The sequence below is a fragment of the Xanthomonas sp. 3058 genome (genome assembly GCF_014199765.1).
GTDB classification, from domain to species: Bacteria; Pseudomonadota; Gammaproteobacteria; order Xanthomonadales; family Xanthomonadaceae; genus Xanthomonas; species Xanthomonas campestris_B.
In genome coordinates this window covers 344,894-367,926 of sequence record NZ_JACHOF010000001.1, presented here as the reverse complement: position 1 = coordinate 367,926, position 23,033 = coordinate 344,894, and the positions used below count along the sequence as shown (strand labels likewise).

At 65.6% G+C, this 23,033-nt stretch carries 25 protein-coding genes; 3 read left to right on the top strand and 22 right to left on the bottom strand.

The features are described from left to right. Positions 1-9: 9 nt before the first annotated feature. From GGR61_RS01815 to GGR61_RS01735, 17 genes are all read right to left on the bottom strand, one after another. Positions 10-792: a DUF1295 domain-containing protein gene (locus tag GGR61_RS01815; RefSeq protein WP_184620268.1), complete on the bottom strand. Its 783-nt coding sequence runs from the start codon at positions 790-792 to the stop codon at positions 10-12. Continuing rightward, positions 789-1,334 carry a DUF2878 domain-containing protein gene (locus GGR61_RS01810; RefSeq protein ID WP_184405813.1) on the bottom strand — a complete coding sequence of 182 codons (546 nt, stop codon included), beginning with the start codon at positions 1,332-1,334 and terminating at the stop codon, positions 789-791. The genes GGR61_RS01815 and GGR61_RS01810 overlap by 4 nt, the downstream gene beginning before the upstream one ends. After that, positions 1,331-2,626, bottom strand: a complete 1,296-nt coding sequence (locus tag GGR61_RS01805; RefSeq protein WP_184620267.1) for a cyclopropane-fatty-acyl-phospholipid synthase family protein — start codon at positions 2,624-2,626, stop codon at positions 1,331-1,333. The genes GGR61_RS01810 and GGR61_RS01805 overlap by 4 nt, the downstream gene beginning before the upstream one ends. Further along, positions 2,623-3,534 (bottom strand): DUF1365 domain-containing protein, encoded by a 912-nt coding sequence (locus tag GGR61_RS01800; RefSeq protein ID WP_184620530.1) that lies wholly within the window; start codon positions 3,532-3,534, stop codon positions 2,623-2,625. The genes GGR61_RS01805 and GGR61_RS01800 overlap by 4 nt, the downstream gene beginning before the upstream one ends. Next, positions 3,528-4,778, bottom strand: a complete 1,251-nt coding sequence (locus GGR61_RS01795; protein WP_184405818.1) for an FAD-dependent oxidoreductase — start codon at positions 4,776-4,778, stop codon at positions 3,528-3,530. Before GGR61_RS01795 ends, GGR61_RS01800 begins: the two co-directional genes overlap by 7 nt. After that, on the bottom strand, positions 4,775-5,773 hold the full coding sequence (locus tag GGR61_RS01790) for a fatty acid desaturase (RefSeq protein WP_184405821.1): 999 nt from the start codon (positions 5,771-5,773) through the stop codon (positions 4,775-4,777). Before GGR61_RS01790 ends, GGR61_RS01795 begins: the two co-directional genes overlap by 4 nt. 237 nt (positions 5,774-6,010) lie before the next feature. Continuing rightward, entirely contained in the window at positions 6,011-6,850 is an 840-nt protein-coding gene (locus tag GGR61_RS01785) for an anti-sigma factor (RefSeq protein WP_184405823.1), read from the bottom strand. Next, the gene (locus GGR61_RS01780) at positions 6,847-7,410 is read right to left on the bottom strand and encodes a sigma-70 family RNA polymerase sigma factor (RefSeq protein ID WP_184405826.1); all 564 of its coding nucleotides are present in this window, start codon (positions 7,408-7,410) and stop codon (positions 6,847-6,849) included. The genes GGR61_RS01785 and GGR61_RS01780 overlap by 4 nt, the downstream gene beginning before the upstream one ends. A gap of 58 nt (positions 7,411-7,468) precedes the next feature. Beyond that, a complete protein-coding gene (locus GGR61_RS01775) occupies positions 7,469-7,837 on the bottom strand; it encodes a DUF4345 family protein (RefSeq protein WP_184405828.1) in 369 nt (122 codons plus the stop codon). 85 nt (positions 7,838-7,922) lie between these two features. Then, complete coding sequence (locus GGR61_RS01770) at positions 7,923-8,711, bottom strand: hypothetical protein (protein ID WP_184620266.1); 789 nt, start codon at positions 8,709-8,711, stop codon at positions 7,923-7,925. A 159-nt stretch (positions 8,712-8,870) separates the two neighbouring features. Then, positions 8,871-9,290, bottom strand: a complete 420-nt coding sequence (gene rnfB, locus GGR61_RS01765; protein ID WP_184405833.1) for an Rnf electron transport complex subunit RnfB — start codon at positions 9,288-9,290, stop codon at positions 8,871-8,873. Positions 9,291-9,301: 11 nt separating this feature from the next. Continuing rightward, positions 9,302-9,892 (bottom strand): HAD family hydrolase, encoded by a 591-nt coding sequence (locus GGR61_RS01760; protein WP_184620265.1) that lies wholly within the window; start codon positions 9,890-9,892, stop codon positions 9,302-9,304. Between the two features lie 242 nt (positions 9,893-10,134). Then, positions 10,135-12,222, bottom strand: coding sequence for a methionine--tRNA ligase (gene metG, locus GGR61_RS01755; RefSeq protein WP_184620264.1), 2,088 nt, complete (start codon positions 12,220-12,222; stop codon positions 10,135-10,137). A gap of 256 nt (positions 12,223-12,478) precedes the next feature. Further along, positions 12,479-12,928 carry a DUF2147 domain-containing protein gene (locus tag GGR61_RS01750; protein ID WP_184620263.1) on the bottom strand — a complete coding sequence of 150 codons (450 nt, stop codon included), beginning with the start codon at positions 12,926-12,928 and terminating at the stop codon, positions 12,479-12,481. Positions 12,929-13,017: 89 nt separating this feature from the next. Then, the gene (locus tag GGR61_RS01745) at positions 13,018-13,581 is read right to left on the bottom strand and encodes a hypothetical protein (protein ID WP_184620262.1); all 564 of its coding nucleotides are present in this window, start codon (positions 13,579-13,581) and stop codon (positions 13,018-13,020) included. Next, the gene (locus tag GGR61_RS01740; protein WP_184620529.1) at positions 13,571-14,116 is read right to left on the bottom strand and encodes a hypothetical protein; all 546 of its coding nucleotides are present in this window, start codon (positions 14,114-14,116) and stop codon (positions 13,571-13,573) included. Before GGR61_RS01740 ends, GGR61_RS01745 begins: the two co-directional genes overlap by 11 nt. Before the next feature lie 207 nt (positions 14,117-14,323). Continuing rightward, the gene (locus tag GGR61_RS01735) at positions 14,324-14,713 is read right to left on the bottom strand and encodes a VOC family protein (RefSeq protein WP_184620261.1); all 390 of its coding nucleotides are present in this window, start codon (positions 14,711-14,713) and stop codon (positions 14,324-14,326) included. A gap of 401 nt (positions 14,714-15,114) precedes the next feature. Between GGR61_RS01735 and mmuP the strand changes: the two genes are divergently transcribed. Both mmuP and mmuM read left to right on the top strand, forming a co-directional pair. After that, positions 15,115-16,512, top strand: a complete 1,398-nt coding sequence (mmuP, locus tag GGR61_RS01730; protein WP_184620260.1) for an S-methylmethionine permease — start codon at positions 15,115-15,117, stop codon at positions 16,510-16,512. Continuing rightward, the gene (gene mmuM, locus GGR61_RS01725; RefSeq protein WP_184620259.1) at positions 16,509-17,471 is read left to right on the top strand and encodes a homocysteine S-methyltransferase; all 963 of its coding nucleotides are present in this window, start codon (positions 16,509-16,511) and stop codon (positions 17,469-17,471) included. Before mmuP ends, mmuM begins: the two co-directional genes overlap by 4 nt. Before the next feature lie 123 nt (positions 17,472-17,594). Here mmuM and GGR61_RS01720 read toward each other — a convergent pair whose 3' ends face one another. Together GGR61_RS01720 and GGR61_RS01715 are read right to left on the bottom strand one after the other, a co-directional pair. After that, the gene (locus GGR61_RS01720; RefSeq protein WP_184405849.1) at positions 17,595-19,535 is read right to left on the bottom strand and encodes a DUF885 family protein; all 1,941 of its coding nucleotides are present in this window, start codon (positions 19,533-19,535) and stop codon (positions 17,595-17,597) included. Continuing rightward, complete coding sequence (locus GGR61_RS01715) at positions 19,535-19,786, bottom strand: hypothetical protein (protein WP_184620258.1); 252 nt, start codon at positions 19,784-19,786, stop codon at positions 19,535-19,537. Before GGR61_RS01715 ends, GGR61_RS01720 begins: the two co-directional genes overlap by 1 nt. On the opposite strand from GGR61_RS01715, the gene GGR61_RS01710 reads away from it, so the two are divergent. After that, positions 19,787-20,560 carry an AraC family transcriptional regulator gene (locus tag GGR61_RS01710; RefSeq protein ID WP_184620257.1) on the top strand — a complete coding sequence of 258 codons (774 nt, stop codon included), beginning with the start codon at positions 19,787-19,789 and terminating at the stop codon, positions 20,558-20,560. Here the strand turns inward: GGR61_RS01710 and GGR61_RS01705 are convergent. From GGR61_RS01705 to GGR61_RS01695, 3 genes are all read right to left on the bottom strand, one after another. Then, positions 20,524-21,126, bottom strand: coding sequence for a LysE family translocator (locus GGR61_RS01705; protein ID WP_184620256.1), 603 nt, complete (start codon positions 21,124-21,126; stop codon positions 20,524-20,526). The two genes, GGR61_RS01710 and GGR61_RS01705, sit on opposite strands and share 37 nt — an antisense overlap. Positions 21,127-21,351: 225 nt before the next feature. Next, complete coding sequence (locus GGR61_RS01700) at positions 21,352-22,128, bottom strand: queuosine precursor transporter (RefSeq protein ID WP_184405856.1); 777 nt, start codon at positions 22,126-22,128, stop codon at positions 21,352-21,354. Between the two features lie 4 nt (positions 22,129-22,132). Continuing rightward, positions 22,133-22,807, bottom strand: a complete 675-nt coding sequence (locus GGR61_RS01695; protein ID WP_184405858.1) for a DUF502 domain-containing protein — start codon at positions 22,805-22,807, stop codon at positions 22,133-22,135. Positions 22,808-23,033: the final 226 nt, after the last annotated feature.

Sequence of the window (23,033 nt, the reverse complement as noted above, 5' to 3'; positions counted from 1 at the left end):
CCAGGCGACTCAGGACGAAGGGGGAAGCGGGAAAAAAGCGCTGGTGCTGCGTTGGTACTGCGCATAGTCCTCACCACGCGAGCGCAGCGCCTGCTGCTCGGTGTAGGGAATGCCGGTGAAGCGATACAGGAATACGAACATCACCACCGGCCCCAGCGCAGCCAGCGCAAGCGGCCATGGCCCGGCGCCGACGGCCAGCGCCAGATAGGCGAACCAGTGCACGAACTCGAAGAAATAATTGGGATGGCGCGAATACCGCCACAGCCCGCTGCGGCAGGTGACGCCGCGATTGGCCGGGTCGGCCTTGTGCGCAGACAGTTGCCGGTCGGCCAGTGCTTCGCCACCGACCGCGACTAACCACACCGCGATGGCCAGCGTGCTCCAAATGCTCCAGGCCGGAGACGGGTTGCTGGCAGCGGCCAGAAAAGGGACCGCAAACAGCACCACGACCGCCGCCTGCGCGAGGAAAAACCCCAGAAATTTGCGTTGGTCGCCGTTCCAGTGCTCGCGCAAGGCACGATAACGGCCATCTTCATGCGGGTCGCCGAACACGCGCACGCCCAGGTGCAGCGCCAGGCGCGCACCCCACACGCCGCCAAGCACCGCCACCAGCACGCACGGCAGCAGTGCCCCATCGGACATCCATGCGCAATACGGCGCAGCGATCGCCAGGCAGGCAGCCCACAACACATCGACCGGGCCGGCGTTGCCGCTGCGGCGTTGCCACAGCCAACCCAGCACCATCACTCCAGTTGCGAATACGCCCACATGCAGCAGCGGCCAGGCATTCATTGCAGTTCTCCCCTCGGATGCTCGGGCGATGGTCGCGCCAGGCGGCGTGCAGACAGCGACAACACGCCGCAGGCCAAGCCCCAGCCGATACCGACCGCGATCACTGCCTGCAGCGGTGGCGACTGAAATTCCACCGCGCGCCAGCTGCGCTGCGCCAGCCAATACGAAAACGGCCCGAAGATGGCGCCCAGCAGCACTGCCAGCCACGGCCGCTGCATCACCGTCGCCAGCGAATGATTGAGCGTGAGCGCAAAGCCCAGCCACAACGCCAGAATCCACGCCGGCGCCAGCAGCGTGCCCGGCCAGGGCGCGGCGTAGCGGACCCAACCGCCAGCAGCGAGCGTGGTGTCCAGCAGCAGTCCCAACGACAACGCCGTAAGCAACAGCTGCACATCGCCTGGCGCGCGCCGCGACGGCCATAGCTGATACAGCGCAAATAGCGCCAAGACCAGCAGGGTCGGCCAGATGCGCGCCTGCGCGGCCGCGCTGACCGCCACCAGCCACAGCACCTGCAGGCCCAGATAGTTGCCGAGCTGCTTCATGCGTGATCGGCGAGGCCGGGCACGAATTGCGGCGGACGCGCGCCCGGCTTGCTCAACCACAAGTGCACATCGCCGATCGAGCGCTCCAGAAAACCGGCTTCGCAGTAGGCCAGATAGAACTCCCACATGCGGATGAAGCGCTCGTCGTAGCCCAGCGCACGCACCTGCGGCAGCTGCGCCATGAAGCGCTGCCGCCAGGCGCGCAGCGTCAACGCATAGCTCGGCCCGATGTCTTCCAGATGGAACAGGCGCAGATCGCTGGCGCGTGCGATCGCGCCGGTCATCGCCGCCACCGAGGGAATGAAGCTGCCAGGAAAGATGTGGCGCTTGATGAAGTCCACCGAGCGCAAGGCTTGCGCATAACGATGGTCTTCGATGGTGATGGCCTGGATCAGCGCCTCGCCATCGTCGGTGAGCAGGCTGCCGACCTTGGCGAAATAGGTGTCCAGATACTGATGGCCGATCGCTTCGATCATCTCGATCGACACCACCCGATCGTAGTGGCCTTCCAGGTCGCGGTAGTCGCGCAACAGCACGCTGACCCGGTCGCTCAGGCCGGCCGCAGCGATGCGCTGCGTCGCCAGCTCGAACTGCTCGCGCGAAATGGTGGTGGTGGTGACGCGGCAGCCGTGCTCGCGTGCGGCATGCAGGGCGAAGCCGCCCCAGCCGGTGCCGATCTCCACGACATGGTGCTGCGGGCCCAGCCGCAGTTTCTGGCAGATGCGTTCGAGCTTGCGGGTGGCCGCGCGCTCCAGTGCCGCTTCGCCCTGCGCCTCCTCTTCCTCGACGAAGATCGCCGACGAATACATCAGGTTTTCGTCGAGAAACAGGCGAAACAACGGATTGCCCAGGTCATAGTGCGCGGCGATATTGCGTCGGCTGCCGCTGCGGGTATTGCGGGCCAGTGCATGCAGGCTGCGCATCGCCCAACCGCCCAGGCGTGCGGTGCCGGTTTCCATCGCGTCCAGTCGATCGCGGTTGCGCAACAGCAGGCGCATCAGCGCGACCAGGTCGTCGCATTGCCACTGTCCGTCCATGTACGACTCGCCAGCACCCACGCTGCCGTTGAGCGCGGCCTGGCGATAGAACCCGGGATCGATGACGCGCAATTGCATCTGCAGGGCTTGCGCACCACTGGCGTTGCCGAGGGTGGTGACGCCGTCGGCTTCGTGCAATTCGAGTTGCCCGTCGCGCAGTTCGCCGAGCGTGGCCAGCAGGCGCTTGCGCAACAGGCGATCCGTCCAGGTCGCCGCACGCGGCGCAGCGGTATCGGGCAGGGACGTGGCGTTCATCGGGGTTCTCGCACAGGCGGATGGGGGTTGTCGTGGACCGGGTTGCCGCGCAGCCACAGGCGCAAGGCCTGCCAGTGGATGGCGACCACCACCTGCACGGTCATCAACGGATAGGCCAGCAGCGTGCGCGCCAGGGTGCGCGCGTTGAGCGGGCGGCGTTGCAGCACCAAGGTCGCATCGAAGCGGCGCGCGCCGCGATCGGCGTTCGCCGCATCGGCATCGTGGCTGCCATCAAGCGTGTGGTCGCCGGCCGCATCCAGCACCTCCATATGCACGCGCAGTTGCGCATCCGGCACGCTGAAGCGCCAGTCGTACTTATGCTGCATGCCCATGAAGGGCGAGACGTGGAAGCGCTTGTCGAAGCGCCAGGCATGCACGTCGCGATGCGTACGTGCCTGCGCAACCGGCAGCACGTAGGTGTGGCGTTGCTGCCAGGGGGTATTGGTGATTTCCGCCACGACCCAGCGCAGGCCGTCGTGGCGATCGAAGCAGTAGTAGAAGCTGACCGGATTGAACACATGGCCGAAGTAGCGCAGGTGTGTGAGCAACCGGATCGCGCCCTCGGGGCGTTCGCCGGTGTGGGCCTGCACGCATGCACGCACGGCTTCGTCCAGGGGAGTGTTCGGGTCGCCCAGATAATCGCTGCGACGGAACTGCGCCAGATTGCTGCGTCCCACCGACCACAGCCAGCGTTGCGCAAACACCCGGTCCAGTTCGGACAGGTCCAGGTACATCAAAAACAGCCGATAGCGAAAATCCAGCGGCCTGGGCGCGAAACGACGGTGGCGCACCCAGCCGGTGTAGATCGCGCTGCGCAACGCGCCGGCCACGCGACCGGTGCCGCTGTGTTCGCCGGCAGGCAGCGGTATCGCGTCGGTGTCGGCCTTGCGCAGCAACTGCGTCACCAGTCCACTCCCAGGCCGCGCGCCACGTCCACGCCGCTGCGCAGGCCGTCTTCGTGGAAGCCGAAGCCCCACGCCGCACCGGCAAACCAGGTGTGCTGCACGCCCTGGATGTCGGCCTTGCGCGTCTGCGCGGCGAGGGCTGCGGCGTTCTGCACCGGGTGGCGATAGCGCATGCGCCGCAGCACCTTGTTCGGGTCGATATCGTGGTCGCGGTTGAGGCTGACGACGAATGGCTGCGGCGCATCGATCGACTGCAGCGCGTTCATCCAGTAACTCACCGTGCACGGCGCCCGCGGGTCGGCCGGAACATGCGCATTCCACGCCGCCCACGCGCGGCGGTTGCGCGGCAACACGCTGGCGTCGGTGTGCAGCACGGTGTCGTTGTCCTGATAGGTGATGCCGCCCAGGACCTGCAGTTCGGCCTCGCTGGCATCGCTGAGCAACGCCAGTGCGTCGTCGGCGTGGCAGGCCAGGACCACGTCGTCGAAGTGCTCCTCGCCACACAGGGAGCTGAGTATCACGCCATTGGGGGCGCGACGGATCGCATGCACGGGTGTGGACAACCGCTCCAGCACCTGCCAGCGGCGACGCAGCGCACGCACGTAGCTGGTGGATCCGCCACGCACCACCTGCCACTGCGGACGGCCGCTGAGTTGCAGCATGTGGTGATTGGCCATGAAGCCAATCAGCTGGCCCATCGGGAAGTCAAGGATGCGCCGCGAGGGCGAAGACCACAGCGCCGAGGCCATTGGCACCAGATGCTGGTCGCGGAATGCATCCGAATACCCATGCCGCTGCAGATACTCTCCCAGCGTGCTGAATTGCTCCTCGTTGCGCAGCACGTCCGGTGCCTGGCGATAAAAGCGCCGCAGGTCCGCCAGCATGCCCCAAAAGCGCGGGCTGAGCAGGTTGCGGCGCTGGCAGAACAGCCCATCCAGGCTGCCGGCGTTGTATTCGAGCCCGCTGCGCGCATCGTGCACGGAAAAGCTCATCGTGGTCGGCTGCGCGGCCACGTCGAGCTCGGCAAACATGCGTGTGAGCAGCGGATAGTGCTGCGGGTTGAACACGATGAAGCCGCTGTCCACGGCATAGCGTTGACCGTCCAGCTGGATATCGTGGGTGTGCGTGTGACCGCCCAGATAATCGGCCGCCTCGAACAAGGTGACTTCGTAGCGGCGCGACAACAGCCACGCTGCGCCCAGGCCGGCGATGCCACTGCCGACCACCGCAACCCTTCCCGTACTCATCGCCGCACCCGCTCGGCGCGTTGGGTAAGCATCGCCGGCATCGGCTTGAGGTCCCATACCAGCCCGACCCATGACATCGCGGTGAGCCCGTACCAGGTGACGTCGTACTCCCACCAGCGCAATCCCTGCCGTGCCGAGCCGGGAAAGAAGTGGTGATTGTTGTGCCAGCCTTCGCCAAAGGTGAGCAGTGCCAGCAGCCAGTTGTTGCGGCTGTCGTCGCGGGTATCGAAGCGGCGGCTACCGAAGCGATGCGCCAGCGAGTTGATGGTGAAGGTGGCATGGAACAACGCCACGGTGGAAATCACAAAGCCCCATACCAGCAACTGCGCGCCACTGGTTTTCAACGCGGGCGCGGCAACCGCCAGCCAGTCGCCGAGCAGGTACAGCCCTACCGCCAGCAGCACCGGCATCACGATGTCGAAGCGGTCCAGGAAGCGCAGCTCGGCGAAGCGACGCAGATCGGGTATCACCTCCCAATCGGTACGGAAATTACGCGGGGTCAGGAACCAGCCGGTGTGGCTCCACCAGAAACCGTGTTGCGCCGGCGAGTGGGGATCGCGGCCGGTGTCGGTGTGCCGATGATGATTGCGATGATGCGCGGCCCACCACAGCGGCCCGCGCTGCACGCAGGTCGCACCGATGGCCGCAAACACGAACTGCAGCACGCGCGAGGTCTTGAAGGCGCGGTGCGAGAAATAGCGGTGATAGAACCCGGTCAGCGCGAACATGCGCAGTGCGTACAACCCCACCGCCACGCCCACCGCAAACCAGGAGATGCCCACCCAGATTACCGACAGGCAGGCCAGGTGCAGCGCGATGAAGGGCAGGGCGCGCAGCCAGTCGATGCGATCGGCGCGCGCTTCGTCCAGGGGCTCGTCGGTCTGCGAATCCACCCAGCGGCGCAGGCTGCCGACGCGCGCTGTCAGCCATCCACGGTGGCGTGCGGCAGCGGGCTGAGGCGATGCGGCATTTGGGTCCAGGCCAGTACTCGGCACGCGTGGTTCTCCGTGATTAGTCGTGACCCTTTACGGACGCTGCCGGCAAACGGATGCACCAGGCTGCTTGATGGTCGCATGCGCGCGTGTGCGATTGGGGAATTTGCGCGACAAAATCGCGCACGCGCACACATTGCCAACGCCGCAAGACGTTCGCGCGGATGAGGTTGTTTGTCGGGATTGGTCGTGCGCGGCGACGCCTGCGAGCAGCTCGCAGGCGTCGTCAGGTGCCCTGCGTCAGGGCGCCATTGCCAGTGTGCTGATGCCGCCCTTGGCCACCACGGTACCGGTGGCAACGCCGCCCGGTGCGCCACCCGGTGGCTCCAGCGTGACCGCCAGAATGGCCTCGTTGCTGAGCATGGGCATCAACTGGTCGGGAATCTGCGCGCGACGTGCGCGTTGATCGTCGAAGGTGCCCATCGAATGCGCCTTGCCATCCGGGGTGATCAGCCACACCTCGGGCACCTTGTCGGCGGTCGCGGTGCGATCCAGCGGCGTCACCGTGATGGTGTGCTTGTCGGCATCCATCAAGGCCACGTAGCCGGGGCGGCCGTCTTCGGTGGCCAGCGTGGAGGTCATTGCGATACCGGTCGCCGCTGGTGGTGGCGTGACGGCAGGTGGCGTGACCGGGGTCTGCACCACGGGCCCTGCAACCGGCGGCTGCTCGGGTGCCGGCTGCGTGCGCAGGTTCAATAGCGCCAGCACGCACACTGCTGCGGTGGCCAGGCCACCGGCACTGGCCCAACGCCAGAAGCGCACGCTGTTCCACAACGGCGCCGATGGCGTGCTTGCAGACGATGCCGGCGGCGCAGACGTCACCGCATGCAGCGGCGTATCGAAGCCCAGCGTCTGGCGGACGCGTGCCCAGACCTGCCCTGGCGGCGTGACAGCGGCGATTTCTTCCAGCAACGGCGCCAGGTGTTCCTGCCATTGCGCAACGGCCTGGGCGAATTGACTATCGGTGGCGACGCGTTGTTCGGCTACCAGGCGCTCCTCTGCGCCCAGCAGGCCCAACACGTATTCGCCCGCCAACACATCGCGCGGTGGTTCCTGGTCGATGGGAAAGGGCGTGCTCATCGTTCCAGACATGCCTTGAGTTTGGCCAGGCCGCGACGGATCCAGCTCTTGACCGTGCCAATCGGTGTGTCGGTACGCGCGGCGAGTTCTTCGTAGGTGATGCCATCGAAAAACGCGGTGCGGATCAATTCGCTACGCGGCGGCTCCAGTTCGGCCAGGCAATGGTCGATGCGGTGGCGGGTGCTGGCACGCTCCGTGCGTTCCAGTGGCGAGGCATCGCCGCTGCGCAATTCGCCGGCATCGTCCAGCGCCACGTTACGGCGTTGCGGCGCATTGGCGCGCAGATGATCGATCGCCTTGTTGCGCGCGATCATCGCCAGCCAGGTGAGCCCGCGCGCACGGGCGGGATCGAACTGACCGGCCTTGTGCCAGATCAGCGTGAACACGTCCTGCAGCACCTCTTCGGCCTCGGCGCGTTGCGGGATCATGCGCAGGCACACCCCGAACAGCTTGGGCGAGGTCTGCCGGTACAGCGCTTCGAAAGCATGCCGGTCACCGCCCGCGGTCGCGGTCAGCAGTCGTCCGGTCTCATCATCGTCGTGGCCAGGAATGGCACTCATGCGGTCGGGCGTTTTCAGGGGTGGGAGCGATGCTACCGGACTGAGCCCGCGGTGTCCTTCACTTACGCTGAAACCACAGCAGCACGGCAGCGAGCAGCAGCAGGATTTCGACGCCTGCCAGCGCAACGGTGGGTGCGGAGACCGGCCACAGGCGCGAGAGCGAAACGCTGCGGAACAGCACGATCGGGACGTAGAACGCCAGTGCGACCACCAGCCCGGTGCGTGGCTGATTGATCCAGGCGAAATAGCCGAACAGGAACGCCATACCCAACTGCAGGCCGCCATAGATGACCAGGTATTCCGATTGCCCGGCCGGCGATAGCTGGGTGTAGCCCACCGCATTTGCGGTCTTGGCCGGCGAGAGCGTGCACCAGATCGCCAACACGACGTAGAGCACTGCATTGATCCAGAGGTAGGCTTTGGCCACGGCGATGGTCCTGTAGAGGAAATGGGTGACCGGGCCGTTGTACGCAACCGCGCGTGGTCGAATGTGAAGGCGGTGCAGGTCGTGCTCACGGTGCGCTGCAGCGCTTGATCAATGGCTGCTCGCGTGCCTGACGCAGGTCATCTGCACCGGCGGCCTGCGCAGCGCTGTCCGGAAAAACGATGCGCACATGCGGGTAGCGGCCGCCGTCGTCGCGCAGGTTGCTCACGCCACGGAACTCGAGCAGGCGCTTGTCGGCGAGCGAATAACGGACTTCCAGCGACGGCACCGCCGCGCCGTACCAGGCGTCCAGGCGCAGCCGAAACCGACGCTGGCCGGCTGCATCGCCGATGCGCTCGACACGAAACGCCAGTTGCCGTTGCAGGCTCGGCAGCACGAAGTCCACGCGTTGCGGCGAGCTGGCGAGCGCCTCCCAATTGCTGCGCAGGTATGCATCGAACCCGGCATCGATCACGCGCGGGCCAGCATCGGCCGCCAGCGGCGTGTGTTGTTCGGCCTTGCCGGGCTCCTGCTGAAACATTTCACGCATGCCACCGCGTTGACGCACGCCCTGACGATAGCCGTCGCGCCCATCGATCAGGCTGAAGTTGGGCGAGCTGCCGCCGCCATCGACCTGTTTGCGCGCAAACGGGCGTCCGTCCGGGCAGCGGTACAGCACGAGGCGTCCGCCATCGTCGAGCAGCCAATGCGACTCGCGATAGCGCAATGCGCCGCTATCGGCATCGAAGGCATCGCCATCCACACGGGTGACCGCTGCGGCACCGAGCGGCACGCCGCCCAGCACCAGCAGCAACAATGGCGGGATCGGCCGGCACACGGTGGTGAGCGCGGCAATGGCGGCGGCAAGTGGGCGCATCGGCGGCTTCCTCAACGGGAGTGCCTACCAATACGAGCGCATCCGCAGCACGGATGCGCTCGCCGTGTCAGGACGTTCCTGACTGCATCCAGGATGGCTGGTCAGGCGCTGGCGGCTGAGGGGGGCATGGCACCCACGGCGCCATCCCTTGCGACCGGATCAGTCGATCGGGTGCAGCACGATGCAATCCACCGGGCAAGCCGGCAGGCACAGCTCGCAGCCGGTGCACAGCGGTGCGATCACCGTATGCATGTGCTTGGCGCCGCCGACGATGGCATCCACCGGGCAGGCCTGGATGCATTTGGTGCAACCGATACAGTCGGCTTCCACGATCCAGGCCACCTGCGGTGGCATGTGAGTGCCACGCGTGCGGTCGTAGGGGCGTGCCGGCACGTGCAGCACCTGCGCCAATGCACGTGCGCCGGCATCGCCACCGGGCGGGCAATGATCGACGTCGGCTTGTCCGTTCGCCATCGCTTGCGCGTACGGGCGACAGCCGTCGTAACCGCACTGGCCGCATTGGGTCTGCGGCAGCAGGCGGTCGAGGCGTTCGACCAGATCGGGCGTGGGGGATGACATCGTGATGGGGGTCAATGCAGCGGATTGCCGCGATACCAGCGCTGCTGCGCGAGTGCCAGCATTGGCTTGTCTTCGCGGCTGTCGCCGTAGGCATGCACGCAGTCGTACTGCGACAGTTCGTAGCGCGCATGAATGTGCGCCGCTTTGTGCGGGCCGCAATCGCCGTCGGCATACCGCCCGCTCAGGCGGCCGTCGCTGTGATCCAGCCGGTTGCAGATCAGCGACAGCCCGTGCTGCATGCACCACGGTTGCAGATACAGATCCAGCGACGCCGACACCAGCACCACCTCATGCCCTTGCGCCTGGTGCCAGTCGATGCGTTGCATCATCTCTGCACGCAACACACCCGGCAGTGCGCTGCGCGCGTAGTCCACGCCGTGCGCGGCCATCTCGTCCAGCGCACGGCCGCTGAACACCATGCGGGTCACGCGCGCGCGCAGCGCGGCGGCGGACACCAGGCCCAGCCGGTAGCCCAGCACCCACGGGCCGACCTGCCACTTTGCCGCCGCCAGCTGCGCGGGCGTGGCCACCTTGCGCAGGAAGCGCGCATAGGTGTCGCAGGTGGTGATGGTGTGGTCGAAGTCGAACAGGGCCAGGTGCATGGGGGGCGGGGATTGGGGAGTCGGGATTGGGGATTGGGGATTGGTTGAAGGCGCAGTGACTGGTTGTTCCCCTCTCCCGCCTGCGGGAGAGGGGCTGCGACAGCGTTGATCTATCTCCCTTCTCCCGCATGCGGGAGAAGGTGCCCCGCAGGGGCGGATGAGGGGGCGCGCCAAGCACTCGTGTCAGATCTCGCTCAACAATCAGCTCTGGCTTTTACGAATCCCGACTCCCCACTCCCGCCTCACCGCACAGGCATGCCCGGCTGCGCACCCGTATCGGCATCCAGCAGCGCCAGCGCGCCGCCGTCGAAGCCGGCCGACAGGATCATGCCTTCGCTGATGCCGAAACGCATCTTGCGTGGGGCCAGGTTAGCGATGAACACCACGCTGCGGCCGACCAGCGTTTCCGGCTCGCCATAGCTGGCGCGGATGCCCGAGAAGATCTGGCGCTTGCCCAGCTCGCCGGCATCCAGCTCGAAGCGCAACAGCTTGTCCGAGCCTTCCACGAATTCGCACACCAGCACCTTGCCGATACGCAGGTCGAGCTTGGCGAAATCGTCGATACCAATAAGACCTGGATTCGAGACGGAGGCGGGGGAATTGGCCGGCGTAGCCGCTTTTGCATCGGTTTTGGTCGGTGCGGGCTTGGCGGTGGTTGCAGCGGGTGCCGCAGGTGCGGCCATGGTGTCTTTTGAAGCGTCGGTCATGGCGTCGATCAGTTTGGGGTCGATACGGGTGAACAGGGCGACGTAGGACTGGATCGTATGCGCCGTGAGCGGGCGCTCCACATCTTCCCAGCTGGTCATTGGTGCCGACAGGAAGGCTTCGGCCTCGGCACAGGTACGCGGCAGGATCGGCTTGAGTCCGGCAACCAGGATGCGGAACAGGTTCAGGCCTTGCGTGCACACCGATTGCAGCTGCGCATCGGCGCCGTCCTGCTTGGCGATCACCCACGGTTTGGTGTCGTCGATGTACTTGTTGGCCTCGTCGGCCAGTGCCATGGTCTGGCGGATCGCGCTGGCCGCATCGTTGCGCTCATACGCGTCGCGGATCGGCGCCAAGGCGGCGACGAAGCGGTCGTACTGCGCCGGGTCGGGCAGGGTATCGGCCAGCTTGCCGTCGAAACGCTTGCCGATGAAGCCGGCGCAACGGCTGGCCAGGTTGACGAACTTGCCGACCAGATCGGCGTTTACCCGCGCGATGAAATCGCCCAGGTTGAGGTCCAGATCGTCCACGCCGCCGGAGGACTTGGCCGCGAAGTAGTAGCGCAGCGCCTCCGGTTCCAGGCCCACATCCAGGAAGGTCCGCGCCATCACGAAGGTGCCGCGCGACTTGGACATCTTGGCGCCGTCCACGGTGAGGTAGCCGTTGACGTGCAGGCGCGTGGGCGCGCGATGGCCGGTACCGTGCAGCACCGCCGGCCAGAACAGGCCGTGGAAATTGACGATGTCCTTGCCGATGAAGTGATGCAGCTCGGTCTGCGTGCCGGCGACCAGATGCGCTTCGAAATCCTCGCCCATCTGCGCGCACAGCGTCTTGAAGCTGCACAGGTAGCCGATCGGCGCGTCCAGCCACACGTAGAAGTACTTGCCCGGCTGGCCGGGGATCTGGAAGCCGAAATACGGCGCATCGCGCGAAATGTCCCAGGCGCGCAGGCCGCCTTCGGTATCCAGCCATTCCTTGAGCTTGGCCTTGACGCCGGGCAGTGCGACATCGCCGGCCAGCCACTCGCGCAAGAAACCGTCGAAATGGCCGACTTCGAAGAAGAAATGCTCCGAATCGCGCAGCTCCGGCGTGGCGCCGGAAATCACCGACTTGGGCTCTTTCAGCTCGGTTGGCGCGTAGGTGGCACCACAGACCTCGCAGTTGTCGCCGTATTGATCGGCGCTGCCGCAGTTGGGGCAGATGCCCTTGATGTAGCGATCCGGCAGGAACATGCCCTTGGCCGGGTCGTAGAACTGCGCCACCGAGCGACGGCTGATGTGGCCGGCCGCTTCGAGCTTGGTATAGAAGGCTTCGGTCAGTTCGCGGTTGACCGGCGAATTGGTCGAATCGTAATGATCGAAGGTCACCCCGAACGCGGCGAAATCGCGCTCATGGCTGGCCTGGATGTTGGCGATGAAGGCTTCCGGGGTCACTCCGGCCTTTTCGGCGGCGAGCATGATCGGCGTGCCATGGGTGTCGTCGGCGCAGACGAACCAGGTCTTGTCGCCACGCAGGCGGCGCGCGCGCACCCAGATATCGGCCTGGATATAGCCGACCAGATGGCCAAGATGCAGCGGGCCGTTGGCGTAGGGCAGGGCGGTGGTGACGAGTGCAGTGCGGGTCATGGCAGGCGTGATGCGGGGGACAGGCGATTATCGCATTAGTCGGGAGCCGGGATTGGGGCTGGGAGATTGGGGATTCGTCAAAGCAGGATCAGGCCGCCTGCCTGTCCAGACGCGCGGCGTTGGCCTTCTCTGCGGCACCAACAGCCGATGATCCCGCCCAAAAGGGCAAGCCCCCAAAAATGCGCCGACGCAAAAAGAAGGCGTCCCGAAGGACGCCTGCTCTTGCGAATCCCGAATCCCGATTCCCCATTCCCGGCTACTCACGCACCCAGGTCTGGGTCCGGCCCAGCGCCTCGATGCCCACATAACCGCGCATCTGCAACTTCTTGCCGCCCTCGGTCAGGGTGACCTTGGCCTTGTAGGTCTTGCCCTTGGCCGGGTCGAGCACCGAGCCGCCGCTCCACACCGCCGTGCCGTCGGGCTTGAGGCCCCACAGGATGGTCATGCCCTTGATCGGCTTGCCTTTCAGTGCGCCGTCGCACTTGTCGCAGGCCGGGTTGGGCCCATTGTTGGACTGCAGGATCTCGACCACCTTGCCGCTCAGCGTGCCGTTGGCGGCCTGTTCGATCTGCACCACCGACTTGGGCTTGCCGGTCTCGTCGTCGATGGTCTTCCAGCGACCCACCGGCGAATCGGCGGCCTGGGCCAGCAGCGAAGCGGCGGCCAGCGGCAGCGCCAGCATCAGGGTCTTGAAGGTCTTGCGCATGATTCCCCTCCCAGGGATTGCTGTGGCCGCCGTCGGCGGCCTGAGAGTGAATGTATACCGTTGGGTATGGTGGGGGAAAGACAGAGCGTTCAGTTTGAAGAAGGACAACGGGATGCTGCTGCCGTCTGCTCTGCCATGAGGCGCGTTCGCCCGTGCTGGGTGACGATGCGAGAAATTTCCACCTCGCATTCCGGCCCACGCGACAGAATGGTCGCCACATAGTCCTGACCTGTTTCTGGGACAAAGCTGCGACTCACGGTGCATAGCGGCGTGTTCAACACGCAGCGGTTGTCCGTGCAGCCACCCGCCGACAGCGACAGGGTGATCGGCTCGCCTGACCTGACATGTGTTTCAGTGACGTATCGTCCTCCACTGACGGCAACGGGGGGAATGCCGATTTTTTGCCCCGCGCCCGCGCCGAACGGACCTGGCCGCGAGCTTGGTGCAATGCCGGCATCCCGGTTCGTTCCGCCGACGCAGGTGCGGTTTGGATAAACCATAGGTGCGGGTCGCTCGGTGACCAGGCGAATACGTGCACGCAGCCCATCGCTTGGCTCATCGAACGTCGACAAGGAAAGCGCTGCGCTGCGTGTTGCCCCACAGCCGGCCAGAAGCGCCATCATTGCCGCCAAAAGGACACGTTCAGTCCTCATGGCACTCCCCTGACATCGGAACAAATTCCAGATCCGCCGGGGCAACGCCGGTCTTCGCATCGGTGATAATCAGCCGACAGCGTTCGTTATCGTAGACCTGGCTGGCGACGTAGTGCTCGCCAGTCATCGGCGTGAATGACACAAGATTGGTACAGTTGTTGGTGGTCAGGCTTCGACGGCGTGAGTCGAGCGTTTGCACCATTCGTGCGCGCAAGAAGAGCTGCTTGTCGGGGACAACCGAATATTCCTCCCGAGGCTGATTGTTACTCAATTTGCCAAGGACGCCCTTGACCGGAGCAGTCAGCGCGCCCAGAAATCCGCCACGTCCGCCCTTTGCACAACTGGCATCTTCGAAGACATCGAAGTACTGGACTGGCTCGATAGGGATCAGGCTGGGCTTGGTGGGCTTGGCAAGCGTCAAGGTGGCGAGGGGCTCACCAGGTTTCGGCGCGTCATACCGCTTTGGGAAAAGAAAGCCGCAGCCGGCAAGAATGATCGCTACAACGACAACGATGCGCAGGATGAAGTGATACATGCGTGCAATTCCGGCATGGCGTTTATTGGTCTGTGCCGCATCCATGCCTGCGACGACGTTGCGGCGACGTTACGCCTCTCCATCGATAGCGGCCGAGCTACTCCGCGCTTGAGTCACGCGGTCGACACCGCCGCGAGGCGAAGGTCTGCTCTTTCTTGACGGGCGCGACTCTTCCACCGCAGTGGCGGTGACAGCCAGGCAGACGCGCTAGGCAATCTCGTACAACTCCAGTGGCAGCTCATCAGGGTCGGCGAAGAAGGTGAAGCGGCGGCCGGTGTATTCGTCGATGCGGATGTCCTCGGTGATTACGCCGTGCGCGTTGAGATGCGCCACCGCGCTATCCAGGTCTTCTACACGGAAGGCGAGGTGACGCAGGCCGCGTGCTTCCGGGCGGCTGGGCCGCAGTGGCGCATTGGGGAACGAAAACAGCTCGATCTGGCTGCCATCGGGCAGCGCCAGGTCCAGCTTCCACGAATCGCGCGCCTGCCGGTAATGCTCGTCGATCACACGCAGGCCCAGGATGGCGCAATAGAACTGCTTGGAGCGCGCGTAGTCGCTGGCGATGATCGCCACGTGGTGAAGACCGGCGAGCATCATGCGGCGTCTCGCACGCGTTGGGGGAGCTGGCGCTGCCCCGCGTCGCTAGCGGCCAGCATGGATGCGCGACACGCGGCGACAGCGGTGGCGATGGCATCTGCGATACGTGCAGGCAGCGAGGATGCATTCCAGCGCTGCATCTGCGCGTAGGTGCGTGTGTGCAAGTCGTGTGGCATGTCAGCGGTCCGGATGAGCAGTGGCGAGGATACCCCCGGGGGTGCCCGGAGCGTGTCGTGCAGACCAGGCTCGACGCGCGCTGGAGCGCATCGAGGCAGAACGCCCCACGCGGTATCGCGGCACGGCATCCCGGGTTGCTGGTGCCACGTCACGACTGGCCAACGCGTGGCTGTGCTCGCCTGCGCATGCATGGCAGGATGCTGGGCCACCGACCCGTCCTGCCGATGCCCGAACCCACCTCCACCGCCGCACCGCAATTCCAGCGCAGCATGCAGGTGCGCCATCTGGTGATGTTGTCGCTGGGCGGTGTGATCGGCACTGGGTTGTTCTTCAATACCGGCTACATCATCGCCAGCACCGGTGCGTTGGGCACGGTGATCGCATATCTGATCGGCGCGCTGGTGGTGTATCTGGTGATGCAATGCTTGGGCGAGCTGGCGGTGGCGATGCCGCAGACCGGCGCCTTTCATGTGTATGCGGCGCGTTATCTGGGGCCGGCCACCGGGTATGTGGTGGCTTGGTTGTACTGGTTGACCTGGACGGTGGCGCTGGGATCGAGCCTGACTGCGGCGGCGTTCTGCATGCAGTACTGGTTTCCGCACAGCCCGGCATGGCCATGGTGCTTGCTTTTCTGCGCACTGATCTTCGGCTTGAATACGGTGTCGGCGCGCTGGTTTGCCGAAGGCGAATTCTGGTTCTCGCTGATCAAGGTGATCACGATTCTGGTGTTCATCATGCTGGGCGGCGCGGCGGTGATCGGCCTGTTGCCATTGGCCGATGGTTCGCCGGCCCCCGGATTGCGCCACCTGCGCGCCGATGGCTGGTTCGCGCACGGCACGTTGCCGATCCTGATGACGATGGTGGCGGTGAACTTCGCATTTTCCGGTACCGAATTGATTGGCGTGGCCGCAGGCGAGACCGCGCAGCCGGCACGTGCGATTCCCTTGGCGATTCGCACGACCTTGGTACGGCTGGTGGTGTTGTTCGTCGGTACTGTGCTGGTGCTGGCCGCGCTGCTGCCGGCCAGCCAGGCGGCAGTGGAGACCAGCCCGTTCGTGCGCGCGTTCGAGCTGCTGGGCATTCCCTATGCGGCGGACATCTTGAATGCGGTGATCCTGACCGCGATCCTGTCGGCGGCCAATTCCGGCCTGTATGCGGCCGCGCGCATGTTGTGGTCGCTGGCCAACGAAGGCACGCTGCCGGCGCGCCTCGCACGCCTGACCCGCCGTGGCATTCCGTTGCCGGCATTGGCGTTGAGCATGCTCGGTGGCCTGTTGGCGCTACTCACCGGCGTCTATGCGGCCGATATCGTGTTCGTGGCGATCTCGGCAGTCTCGGGTTTTGCAGTGGTGGTGGTGTGGCTGAGCATCTGCGCCTCGCACTACGTTTTTCGGCGCCAGTTGCTGCGCGACGGCATCGCAGTAGAGACATTGGCCTATCGCGCGCCGTGGTATCCGTGGACGCCGATCCTAGGATTTTCGCTGTGCTTGCTGGCCTGCATCGGCTTGGCATTCGATCCGCAGCAGCGCATCGCGCTGTGGTGCGGTATTCCATTTGTGGCGCTGTGCTACGGCGCCTACGCACTCACCCAGTGGCTTGCGGCCAGGAGACTGCACGCATGACGATACTTCCCCGCCAGCCGCGCGCGGATGCGCCTTTCAGTGCGGCGCTCCAGCACGATGGCTATGTGCTGCTGGATGGCGCGCTTGCCACCGAACTGGAACAACGCGGCTGCGATCTCAACGATGCGCTGTGGTCGGCGCGCGTGCTGATGGAGCAACCGGAGCTGATCTATCAGGTGCATCGCGACTATTTCGCCGCCGGCGCACAATGCGCGATCACCGCCAGCTATCAGGCCACGCCGTTGGGCTTTGCCGCGCGCGGGCTGGACCTGGCGCAATCGCAGGCGTTGATCGCGCGCAGCGTGGCCTTGGCCGCGCAGGCGCGTGCCGATCATCTGCAGACGCAACCGCAGGCCGCGCCACTGTGGGTGGCCGGGTCGGTGGGGCCGTATGGCGCGTATCTGGCCGATGGCTCTGAATATCTTGGCGACTACGCGTTGCCGCTGGCGCAGCTGATGGACTTCCATCGCCCGCGCATCGCCGCGTTGGCAGCAGCGGGCGTGGATGTCCTGGCCTGCGAGACGCTGCCGTCGGCGAACGAGATCGTGGCGCTGCGCCTGCTGCTGGAGGAATTTCCGCAGCTGCATGCGTGGTTCTCTTTCACCTTGCGCGATGCCGCGCACCTGAGCGATGGCGCGCCGCTCTCGCAGGTCGTGCCGGCACTGGATGGTTGCGCGCAGGTGATTGCAGTGGGCATCAACTGCATCGCGCTGGAGAAGGTCGCCGCCGCGTTGCAGACGCTGTCCGCGCTGACGGCGCTGCCGCTGGTGGTGTATCCCAATTCCGGCGAGCACTACGATGCTGGCGACAAGCGCTGGCATGCCGGCGATGCGCCCGCCGGCAACCTGGCCGACCAGCATACGCAGTGGCTGGCCGCAGGCGCGCGGCTGATCGGCGGGTGTTGCCGCACCACACCGCGCGATATTGCCGCGTTGGCGGAAGCGCGTCTGCTGCGCTGAGCGCGACCGGCAAGCGAGCGTGCTCAGGTCAGCCGGGTGCGCTCTTGACGGCATGCCGCCTGTCGCGCGCGCTGTGGTCGTGCGCACGCCGTTCGCGGGGCACGTTGACCGCTGCAGGTCTGCTCACCCTTTTTGCGTGGCAATCCAGCGCTGGATCTTGTCCTGCAGGATATCCAGCGGCACCGAGCCGTCCTTGAGCACTTCGGTATGGAAGGCACGCACGTCGAAGCGCGGCCCCAGCTCGCGCTGCGCCTGCTCGCGCAGCTGCATGATCTTCATTTCGCCCACCTTGTAGGACAGCGCCTGGCCGGGAATGGCCATGTAGCGGTCTACCTCGGCTTCGGCATCGGCGCGGGTCATGGCCGAGTTGTCGAGCATGTAGGCGATCGCCTGGGTGCGGGTCCAGCCCTTGCTGTGCAGGCCGGTGTCGGTGACCAGGCGAATCGAGCGCCACAGCGCGTTCTGCAGGTAGCCGTAATAGTTGTAGGGGTCCTGGTACAGACCCAGCTCGCGCCCGAGCGATTCGGCGTACAGGCCCCAACCCTCGATATACGCAGTCTCGCCACCCAGGCGGCGGAACTTGGGCAGATCGGTGAGTTGTTGCTGCAGCCCGAGCTGGAAGTGATGGCCGGGAATGGCCTCGTGCAGATACAGGCTCTCGGTCTCCCAGGTCTTGCGCGAGTCCAGGTCGGAGGTGTTGACGTAGAACACGCCCGGCGTGCTGCCATCGCCGCTGGGGCGCATGTACGAGCCGCTGGCGGCCGCCTGCGCGCGCTGGGGTTCCACCGCGCGCACTTCCAGCGCCGGCATGCCCTGGGTGTTGAACAGGCGCGGTACTGCGCCCTGCACGCGTCCCTGCAGGCCACGGTAGTACCCCAGCAGTTCGGTCTCGCTGCGGAAGCTGAAGCGCTTGTCGGTCTGCATGAACTTGTAGAACTTGGGCAGGTTGCCGCGAAACCTGACCTGCTTGGTCAGCGCGGTCATCTCGCCCTGCAGGCGTGCGACTTCGTCCAGCCCGATCTGATGGATCTGGTCCGGGGTCAGGTCCGAGGTGGTGCTCTGGCGCACGTCGTAGGCGTACCAGGCCGCGCCATTGGGCAGCGCCGCCAGACCATCGGTGTCGCGGCAGGCCGGCAGGTATTCGGTGGCGATGAAGCCGCGCAGCGCCCGATAGGCCGGCATGATGCGCACTTCGATCATGCGCTTGTATTCGGCGGTGATGCGTTGCTTGTCGGCGTCTGGCATATCTGCCGGCAGGTTACGCACCGGCCCCCAGAACAGGCTGTCTTCGGCGGTGCGGGCGATGATCGCGTCCAGCTGCGGCAGCACTTTCTGCATCAGCACCTTCGGCTGCACCACGCCGGCCTGCATGCCGGCCCGCATGTTGGCGATGGCCTGGTCGAACAGCTCCGGGATGCCGAGCGCACGCCGCGACCAGTTGTCGTAGTCCTTGACCGTCTTGAACGGCTGCGCGCCGGTGCCGGAGCCCAGCACCACCGCGATGCTGGCGATGTTGTAGAACTGGTTGATCGGCAGCATCCAGCTGGGGAACTGTTCGGCGGCCAGTGCGCTGCGCGCATCGCGCACGAAGATCTGGTAGCTCAGCAGGTCCTGCCCGCTCAGGCCGTCCGGCCCCAGCGCCTCGGCCTTGCCCAGCCACAGCACGGTGAAGTCGTGCGACTGCTGCCGGAATGCCGGCGACAGGAAATTGGGCAGCTGGTCGTTGTAGCGGGTCTCGCCCTGGAAGGTGGCCTGCAGCGGGTTGAGCTTGAGCGAGGCATCCCAGTACTGGTCGTAGAGCAGGTTGAGCTGCTGCGCCTTGGTCAGCACCACCGGCGCGGCAACCGCGCGCGGCCTGACCTTGGCGGCTTTGGCACCTTTGGCAGACTTCGCGCTCTTGGCAGCCGGCTTGGCGGTCTTCTTGGCTTTGCCCGCCTTCGCGCGCGTTTGCGTGGTCTGTGTCTTGGCGGTCTTCTTCTTGGCCGCATCGGCGGGCGCTGCCAGCGACAGGCTCAACACGGCGGCAAGGGCCAACGACAGCAGGCGGGAAAAGCTAAGGGGCATTACCAGCTCCGGAAACAAGCGAGCGGGGAGCTTGCCCGATCCGCACCGTTCAGGCCACCCATCTGCTGCACGTGGCGCGCCTGCAATTCATCAAGGCCGCATCGCAGGGTGGCGAGCCCGGCCCAATGCTGCAGTGCGATAGTCTTGGCGGCATGCAGATGGATGAATCGACGTGCGGCACGCAGGTGCCCATCCAGGGAGGCCAGGGATTCTGGCGCGATCCTGGTTTGCCCTTCGTTGAAATACGCCATGTGGTCAACAGCCGTACGCTCTGTTATGCCCCGCATACGCACGAGCAATGGTCGGTGGGCGCGATCGATCGCGGCTCGGCGCACTATCGGAATGGGCGTGTGCGCGCGCAGATCAACGCGCAGTCGCTGACCCTGATCAATCCTGGCGACGTGCACGCCTGCAACCCGGATCAACAGCAGGACTGGTCGTTTCGCATGCTCTATCTGGACGTAGCTTGGCTGCGCGAGCAACAACACGCGCTGGGCCTGGCGTCTACTGCGGATGTGCACATGCTGGCAGCGCCGCTCTGCCGGTCGCGGGACGCGTATGTTGCGTTCGACCGCATGCATGCGGTGCTGCTGGACGGTGATGCCGATGCACTCGCCCGCGAAAGTGCGCTGATCGCGTTCGTGGCCCGCCTGCATCTGCAGGTGGAGCCGGCGAGCCGTCCGGTTGCGATCGATACCGGGCCGATGCGGCAGCTGGCCGAGTATCTGCAGACCCATCACGCACGCGCGGTGTCGTTGCGCGAACTGTGCGAGGTGGCCGGCATGCCGGCGCCGCGTCTGATTCGCGGGTTCCGCCACGCGTATGGCCTGACCCCGCATGCCTACCTGCAGGATTGCCGTTTCCAGCGTGCGCGGGCGGCCCTGCGCCAGGGCGAGGGGATTGCCGAGGTCGCTTATGCGCACGGCTATGCCGACCAGGCGCATCTGCAACGCAGTTTCAAGCGGGCCTGGGCGGTGACACCGGGCCGCTATCGCAGTGCCGGCGCCCATTCCAGCAACAGATAGACCGCGCTGAGCACCAGCATGCCGGCCAGCAGCCTGTTCAATCGCCGCAGCTGGTGCGGCGTGTGGACGTGCCGCCGCAACACCGTGCCGGCCAGCAACCAGCACGCCAGCGAGGGGTAGCAGATGAGCGCATACACCGCGGCAAAGCCGGCCAGTTGCGTGGTCCCTTGTGTCGCGTACAGGGCCACGCCGGAGGTTGCCGCCAGCCAGGCCTTGGGGTTGAGCCACTGCATCGCCGCACCGGTCCAGAACGAGGTGCTCTGGCGCGGTTTGGCGGTGTCGATGACACCATCGTCGCGCACCAGGCGCCACGCCATGTAGAGCAGAAACGCCACCCCGGCCAGCTGCAATGCGCCCCCCAGCAGCGGCCAGCGCACCAGCACATGCTGCAGCCCGAGGCCGATCACCAGCAGCAGCGCAACGAAGCCGACGGTGGCCCCGATCACATGGGTATGCCCAGCACGCGCACCGGCTGTGGCACCGGTGCTCAGCGCGACCAGGTTGACCGGCCCGGGGGAAATCGAGCACACCAGGGCGAAGCTGGCCATTGCGACAACATGGTCCATTGCGCGGAGTCCGTAGCGGGGCGCAACAGCATGGCCAGCGGTCGCGCTGACGGATTGAACAAAATTTCGATGGACGTCGGGGGCCGTCTCCGAGTGACCGGCCTAGCGAGTGAGCTGCGGTGGTGCATCGTGCGCAGGAGCGCAGCGGCCACGCTCGTGTGGCGAGATTGCCCGAGCGTCAGCCACCTCCGCCTGGCCATCGCAACGCCGGCCAGGCCACTGCGTTCAGTCGGCGGCCGCTTCCTCGCGCAACTGCTCGGCGCGTTCGGCCCCCAGGTAGGCGCTGATGGCGCGCCGGGCCAGATACAGCAGCGGGATCAAGGCGATCGCAAACCCCATCTTGTAGACGTAGTTGAGCGTGCTCACCGCCAGGAACTGGTCGGTGGACCAATGCTGCGGGCCAAGCACGAAGGCGATGTAGATCACCACGAAGCTGTCCACCAATTGCGACACCGCGGTAGAGCCGGTGGCGCGCAACCACACATGCTTTTCGCCGGTGACACGGCGGATGCGGTGGAACACCGACACGTCGATCAACTGGCCGAACAAAAACGCCACCAGCGAGCCGCCGATCGTCCACAGCCCCTGGCCGAACACTGCTGCAAACGCAGCCTGATAATCGGGCACGCCCTGGCTCTGCGCTGCGGTGACCCACCAGCCTGCAGGCGCCAATGCGATGGCGGCGAACGCGAATACGAAGCCATAACCGATCAGCGCCACCGCCACCCACGAGATGAAACGCACCCCTCGGCTGCCGAAGAACTCGTTGATGGTGTCGGTCATGATGAACACCACCGGCCACAACAAGGTGCCGGCGGTGAAGCTGAGCGAGCCGGTCTGGCCGAACAGGTTCCAGTTCAGCGGCGCGATGCCGAGCGTGTCTTCCAGCGCAAAGATCTTGACGCCGATGAACTCGGCCAGCGCTGCGTTGACGCAAAAGAACGCGGCCAGCGCAATGAACAAGCGGACCGCACGATCGTCGAGGGTACGCACGTGTGTCATCGGCTCAGCGATCCGCAGTGCGGGTGAAGGGGACCGACTCCGGTGCCACTGCACCGCCGGAGATGATGAAGCTCATCGCCTGGTCCACGCTCCAGTCGGTGGGCGTGAGCAGTTCCACCGGCACGATCTCCAGATAGCCGGAGGTCGGGTTGGGCGTGGTCGGCACATACACTGCCGCCAGTTCGCGGCCGGTGCCCTGTTCCTTGATCACGCGCGTGACCAGGCCCACCGACTTCATGTCGCGATGGGGGAAGTCGATCAGCACTACACGCTGGGTGCTGCCGGGCTGGGTCTGCAGGATGTCGAGCAACTTGCGCGCGCTGTCGTAGACCACGCTGGCCAGCGGGATGCGCCGCATGATCGCCTCGAACCAGCGCAGCAGGCGCTGGCCGATCACGCGCCGGCTCAGGATGCCGACGAACAGGATCGCACCGACGGTGGCGATCAGCGCGATGGTGTTCTGCACCCAGAGCGCCTTGATCCAGCCCAGATAATCGGGGAACGAGGCGGCGATGCGCTCGGACAACGGCACCACCCACGGGCTGCTGATACCCGAGAGCAACGAGAACACGAACTTCACCACCACCCAGGTCAACCAGACCGGCAACAGGGTGAGCAAGCCGGTCAAGAAGACCCGTTGCAGGGAAGGGCGGGAATGCGGAGTGGGGGATTCGGACATGCGCGCATTGTAGGCACTCGGCCGCGTCCGGTGCAGGCCGCCGGCAAGCCATGTTCGCCTGAGGGATGGCAATTGCGTGTTGAGACGGCGCGGGCCTGCGTCGGTCGCGCTGAAAGTTGCTAACAGCGGGCTGCACATCTGCCATGTGGGCGAGGCTGTCGCTCAAGATCGGCATCCGCCACTCGGCACCGCAGCGGCTGCATGCCGTCTCCGCCTACCTGGCAGC

What these genes read in the sequence shown, in the direction of transcription:
- GGR61_RS01735 (WP_184620261.1), bottom strand. Translation starts at nt 14,713, where the DNA reads ATGATGCTCGCCGGTCTTCACCACGTGGCGATCATCGCCAGCGACTAC.
- GGR61_RS01760 (WP_184620265.1), bottom strand. Translation starts at nt 9,892, where the DNA reads ATGCACCTGGCCCTGTTCGACTTCGACCACACCATCACCACCTGCGAC.
- mmuP (WP_184620260.1), top strand. Translation starts at nt 15,115, where the DNA reads ATGCCCGAACCCACCTCCACCGCCGCACCGCAATTCCAGCGCAGCATG.
- GGR61_RS01740 (WP_184620529.1), bottom strand. Translation starts at nt 14,116, where the DNA reads ATGTATCACTTCATCCTGCGCATCGTTGTCGTTGTAGCGATCATTCTT.
- GGR61_RS01695 (WP_184405858.1), bottom strand. Translation starts at nt 22,807, where the DNA reads ATGTCCGAATCCCCCACTCCGCATTCCCGCCCTTCCCTGCAACGGGTC.
- GGR61_RS01815 (WP_184620268.1), bottom strand. Translation starts at nt 792, where the DNA reads ATGAATGCCTGGCCGCTGCTGCATGTGGGCGTATTCGCAACTGGAGTG.
- GGR61_RS01805 (WP_184620267.1), bottom strand. Translation starts at nt 2,626, where the DNA reads ATGAACGCCACGTCCCTGCCCGATACCGCTGCGCCGCGTGCGGCGACC.
- rnfB (WP_184405833.1), bottom strand. Translation starts at nt 9,290, where the DNA reads ATGTCATCCCCCACGCCCGATCTGGTCGAACGCCTCGACCGCCTGCTG.
- GGR61_RS01780 (WP_184405826.1), bottom strand. Translation starts at nt 7,410, where the DNA reads ATGAGTGCCATTCCTGGCCACGACGATGATGAGACCGGACGACTGCTG.
- GGR61_RS01795 (WP_184405818.1), bottom strand. Translation starts at nt 4,778, where the DNA reads ATGAGTACGGGAAGGGTTGCGGTGGTCGGCAGTGGCATCGCCGGCCTG.
- GGR61_RS01785 (WP_184405823.1), bottom strand. Translation starts at nt 6,850, where the DNA reads ATGAGCACGCCCTTTCCCATCGACCAGGAACCACCGCGCGATGTGTTG.
- GGR61_RS01770 (WP_184620266.1), bottom strand. Translation starts at nt 8,711, where the DNA reads ATGCGCCCACTTGCCGCCGCCATTGCCGCGCTCACCACCGTGTGCCGG.
- mmuM (WP_184620259.1), top strand. Translation starts at nt 16,509, where the DNA reads ATGACGATACTTCCCCGCCAGCCGCGCGCGGATGCGCCTTTCAGTGCG.
- GGR61_RS01750 (WP_184620263.1), bottom strand. Translation starts at nt 12,928, where the DNA reads ATGCGCAAGACCTTCAAGACCCTGATGCTGGCGCTGCCGCTGGCCGCC.
- GGR61_RS01745 (WP_184620262.1), bottom strand. Translation starts at nt 13,581, where the DNA reads ATGAGGACTGAACGTGTCCTTTTGGCGGCAATGATGGCGCTTCTGGCC.
- GGR61_RS01720 (WP_184405849.1), bottom strand. Translation starts at nt 19,535, where the DNA reads ATGCCCCTTAGCTTTTCCCGCCTGCTGTCGTTGGCCCTTGCCGCCGTG.
- GGR61_RS01715 (WP_184620258.1), bottom strand. Translation starts at nt 19,786, where the DNA reads ATGGCGTATTTCAACGAAGGGCAAACCAGGATCGCGCCAGAATCCCTG.
- metG (WP_184620264.1), bottom strand. Translation starts at nt 12,222, where the DNA reads ATGACCCGCACTGCACTCGTCACCACCGCCCTGCCCTACGCCAACGGC.
- GGR61_RS01705 (WP_184620256.1), bottom strand. Translation starts at nt 21,126, where the DNA reads ATGGACCATGTTGTCGCAATGGCCAGCTTCGCCCTGGTGTGCTCGATT.
- GGR61_RS01700 (WP_184405856.1), bottom strand. Translation starts at nt 22,128, where the DNA reads ATGACACACGTGCGTACCCTCGACGATCGTGCGGTCCGCTTGTTCATT.
- GGR61_RS01810 (WP_184405813.1), bottom strand. Translation starts at nt 1,334, where the DNA reads ATGAAGCAGCTCGGCAACTATCTGGGCCTGCAGGTGCTGTGGCTGGTG.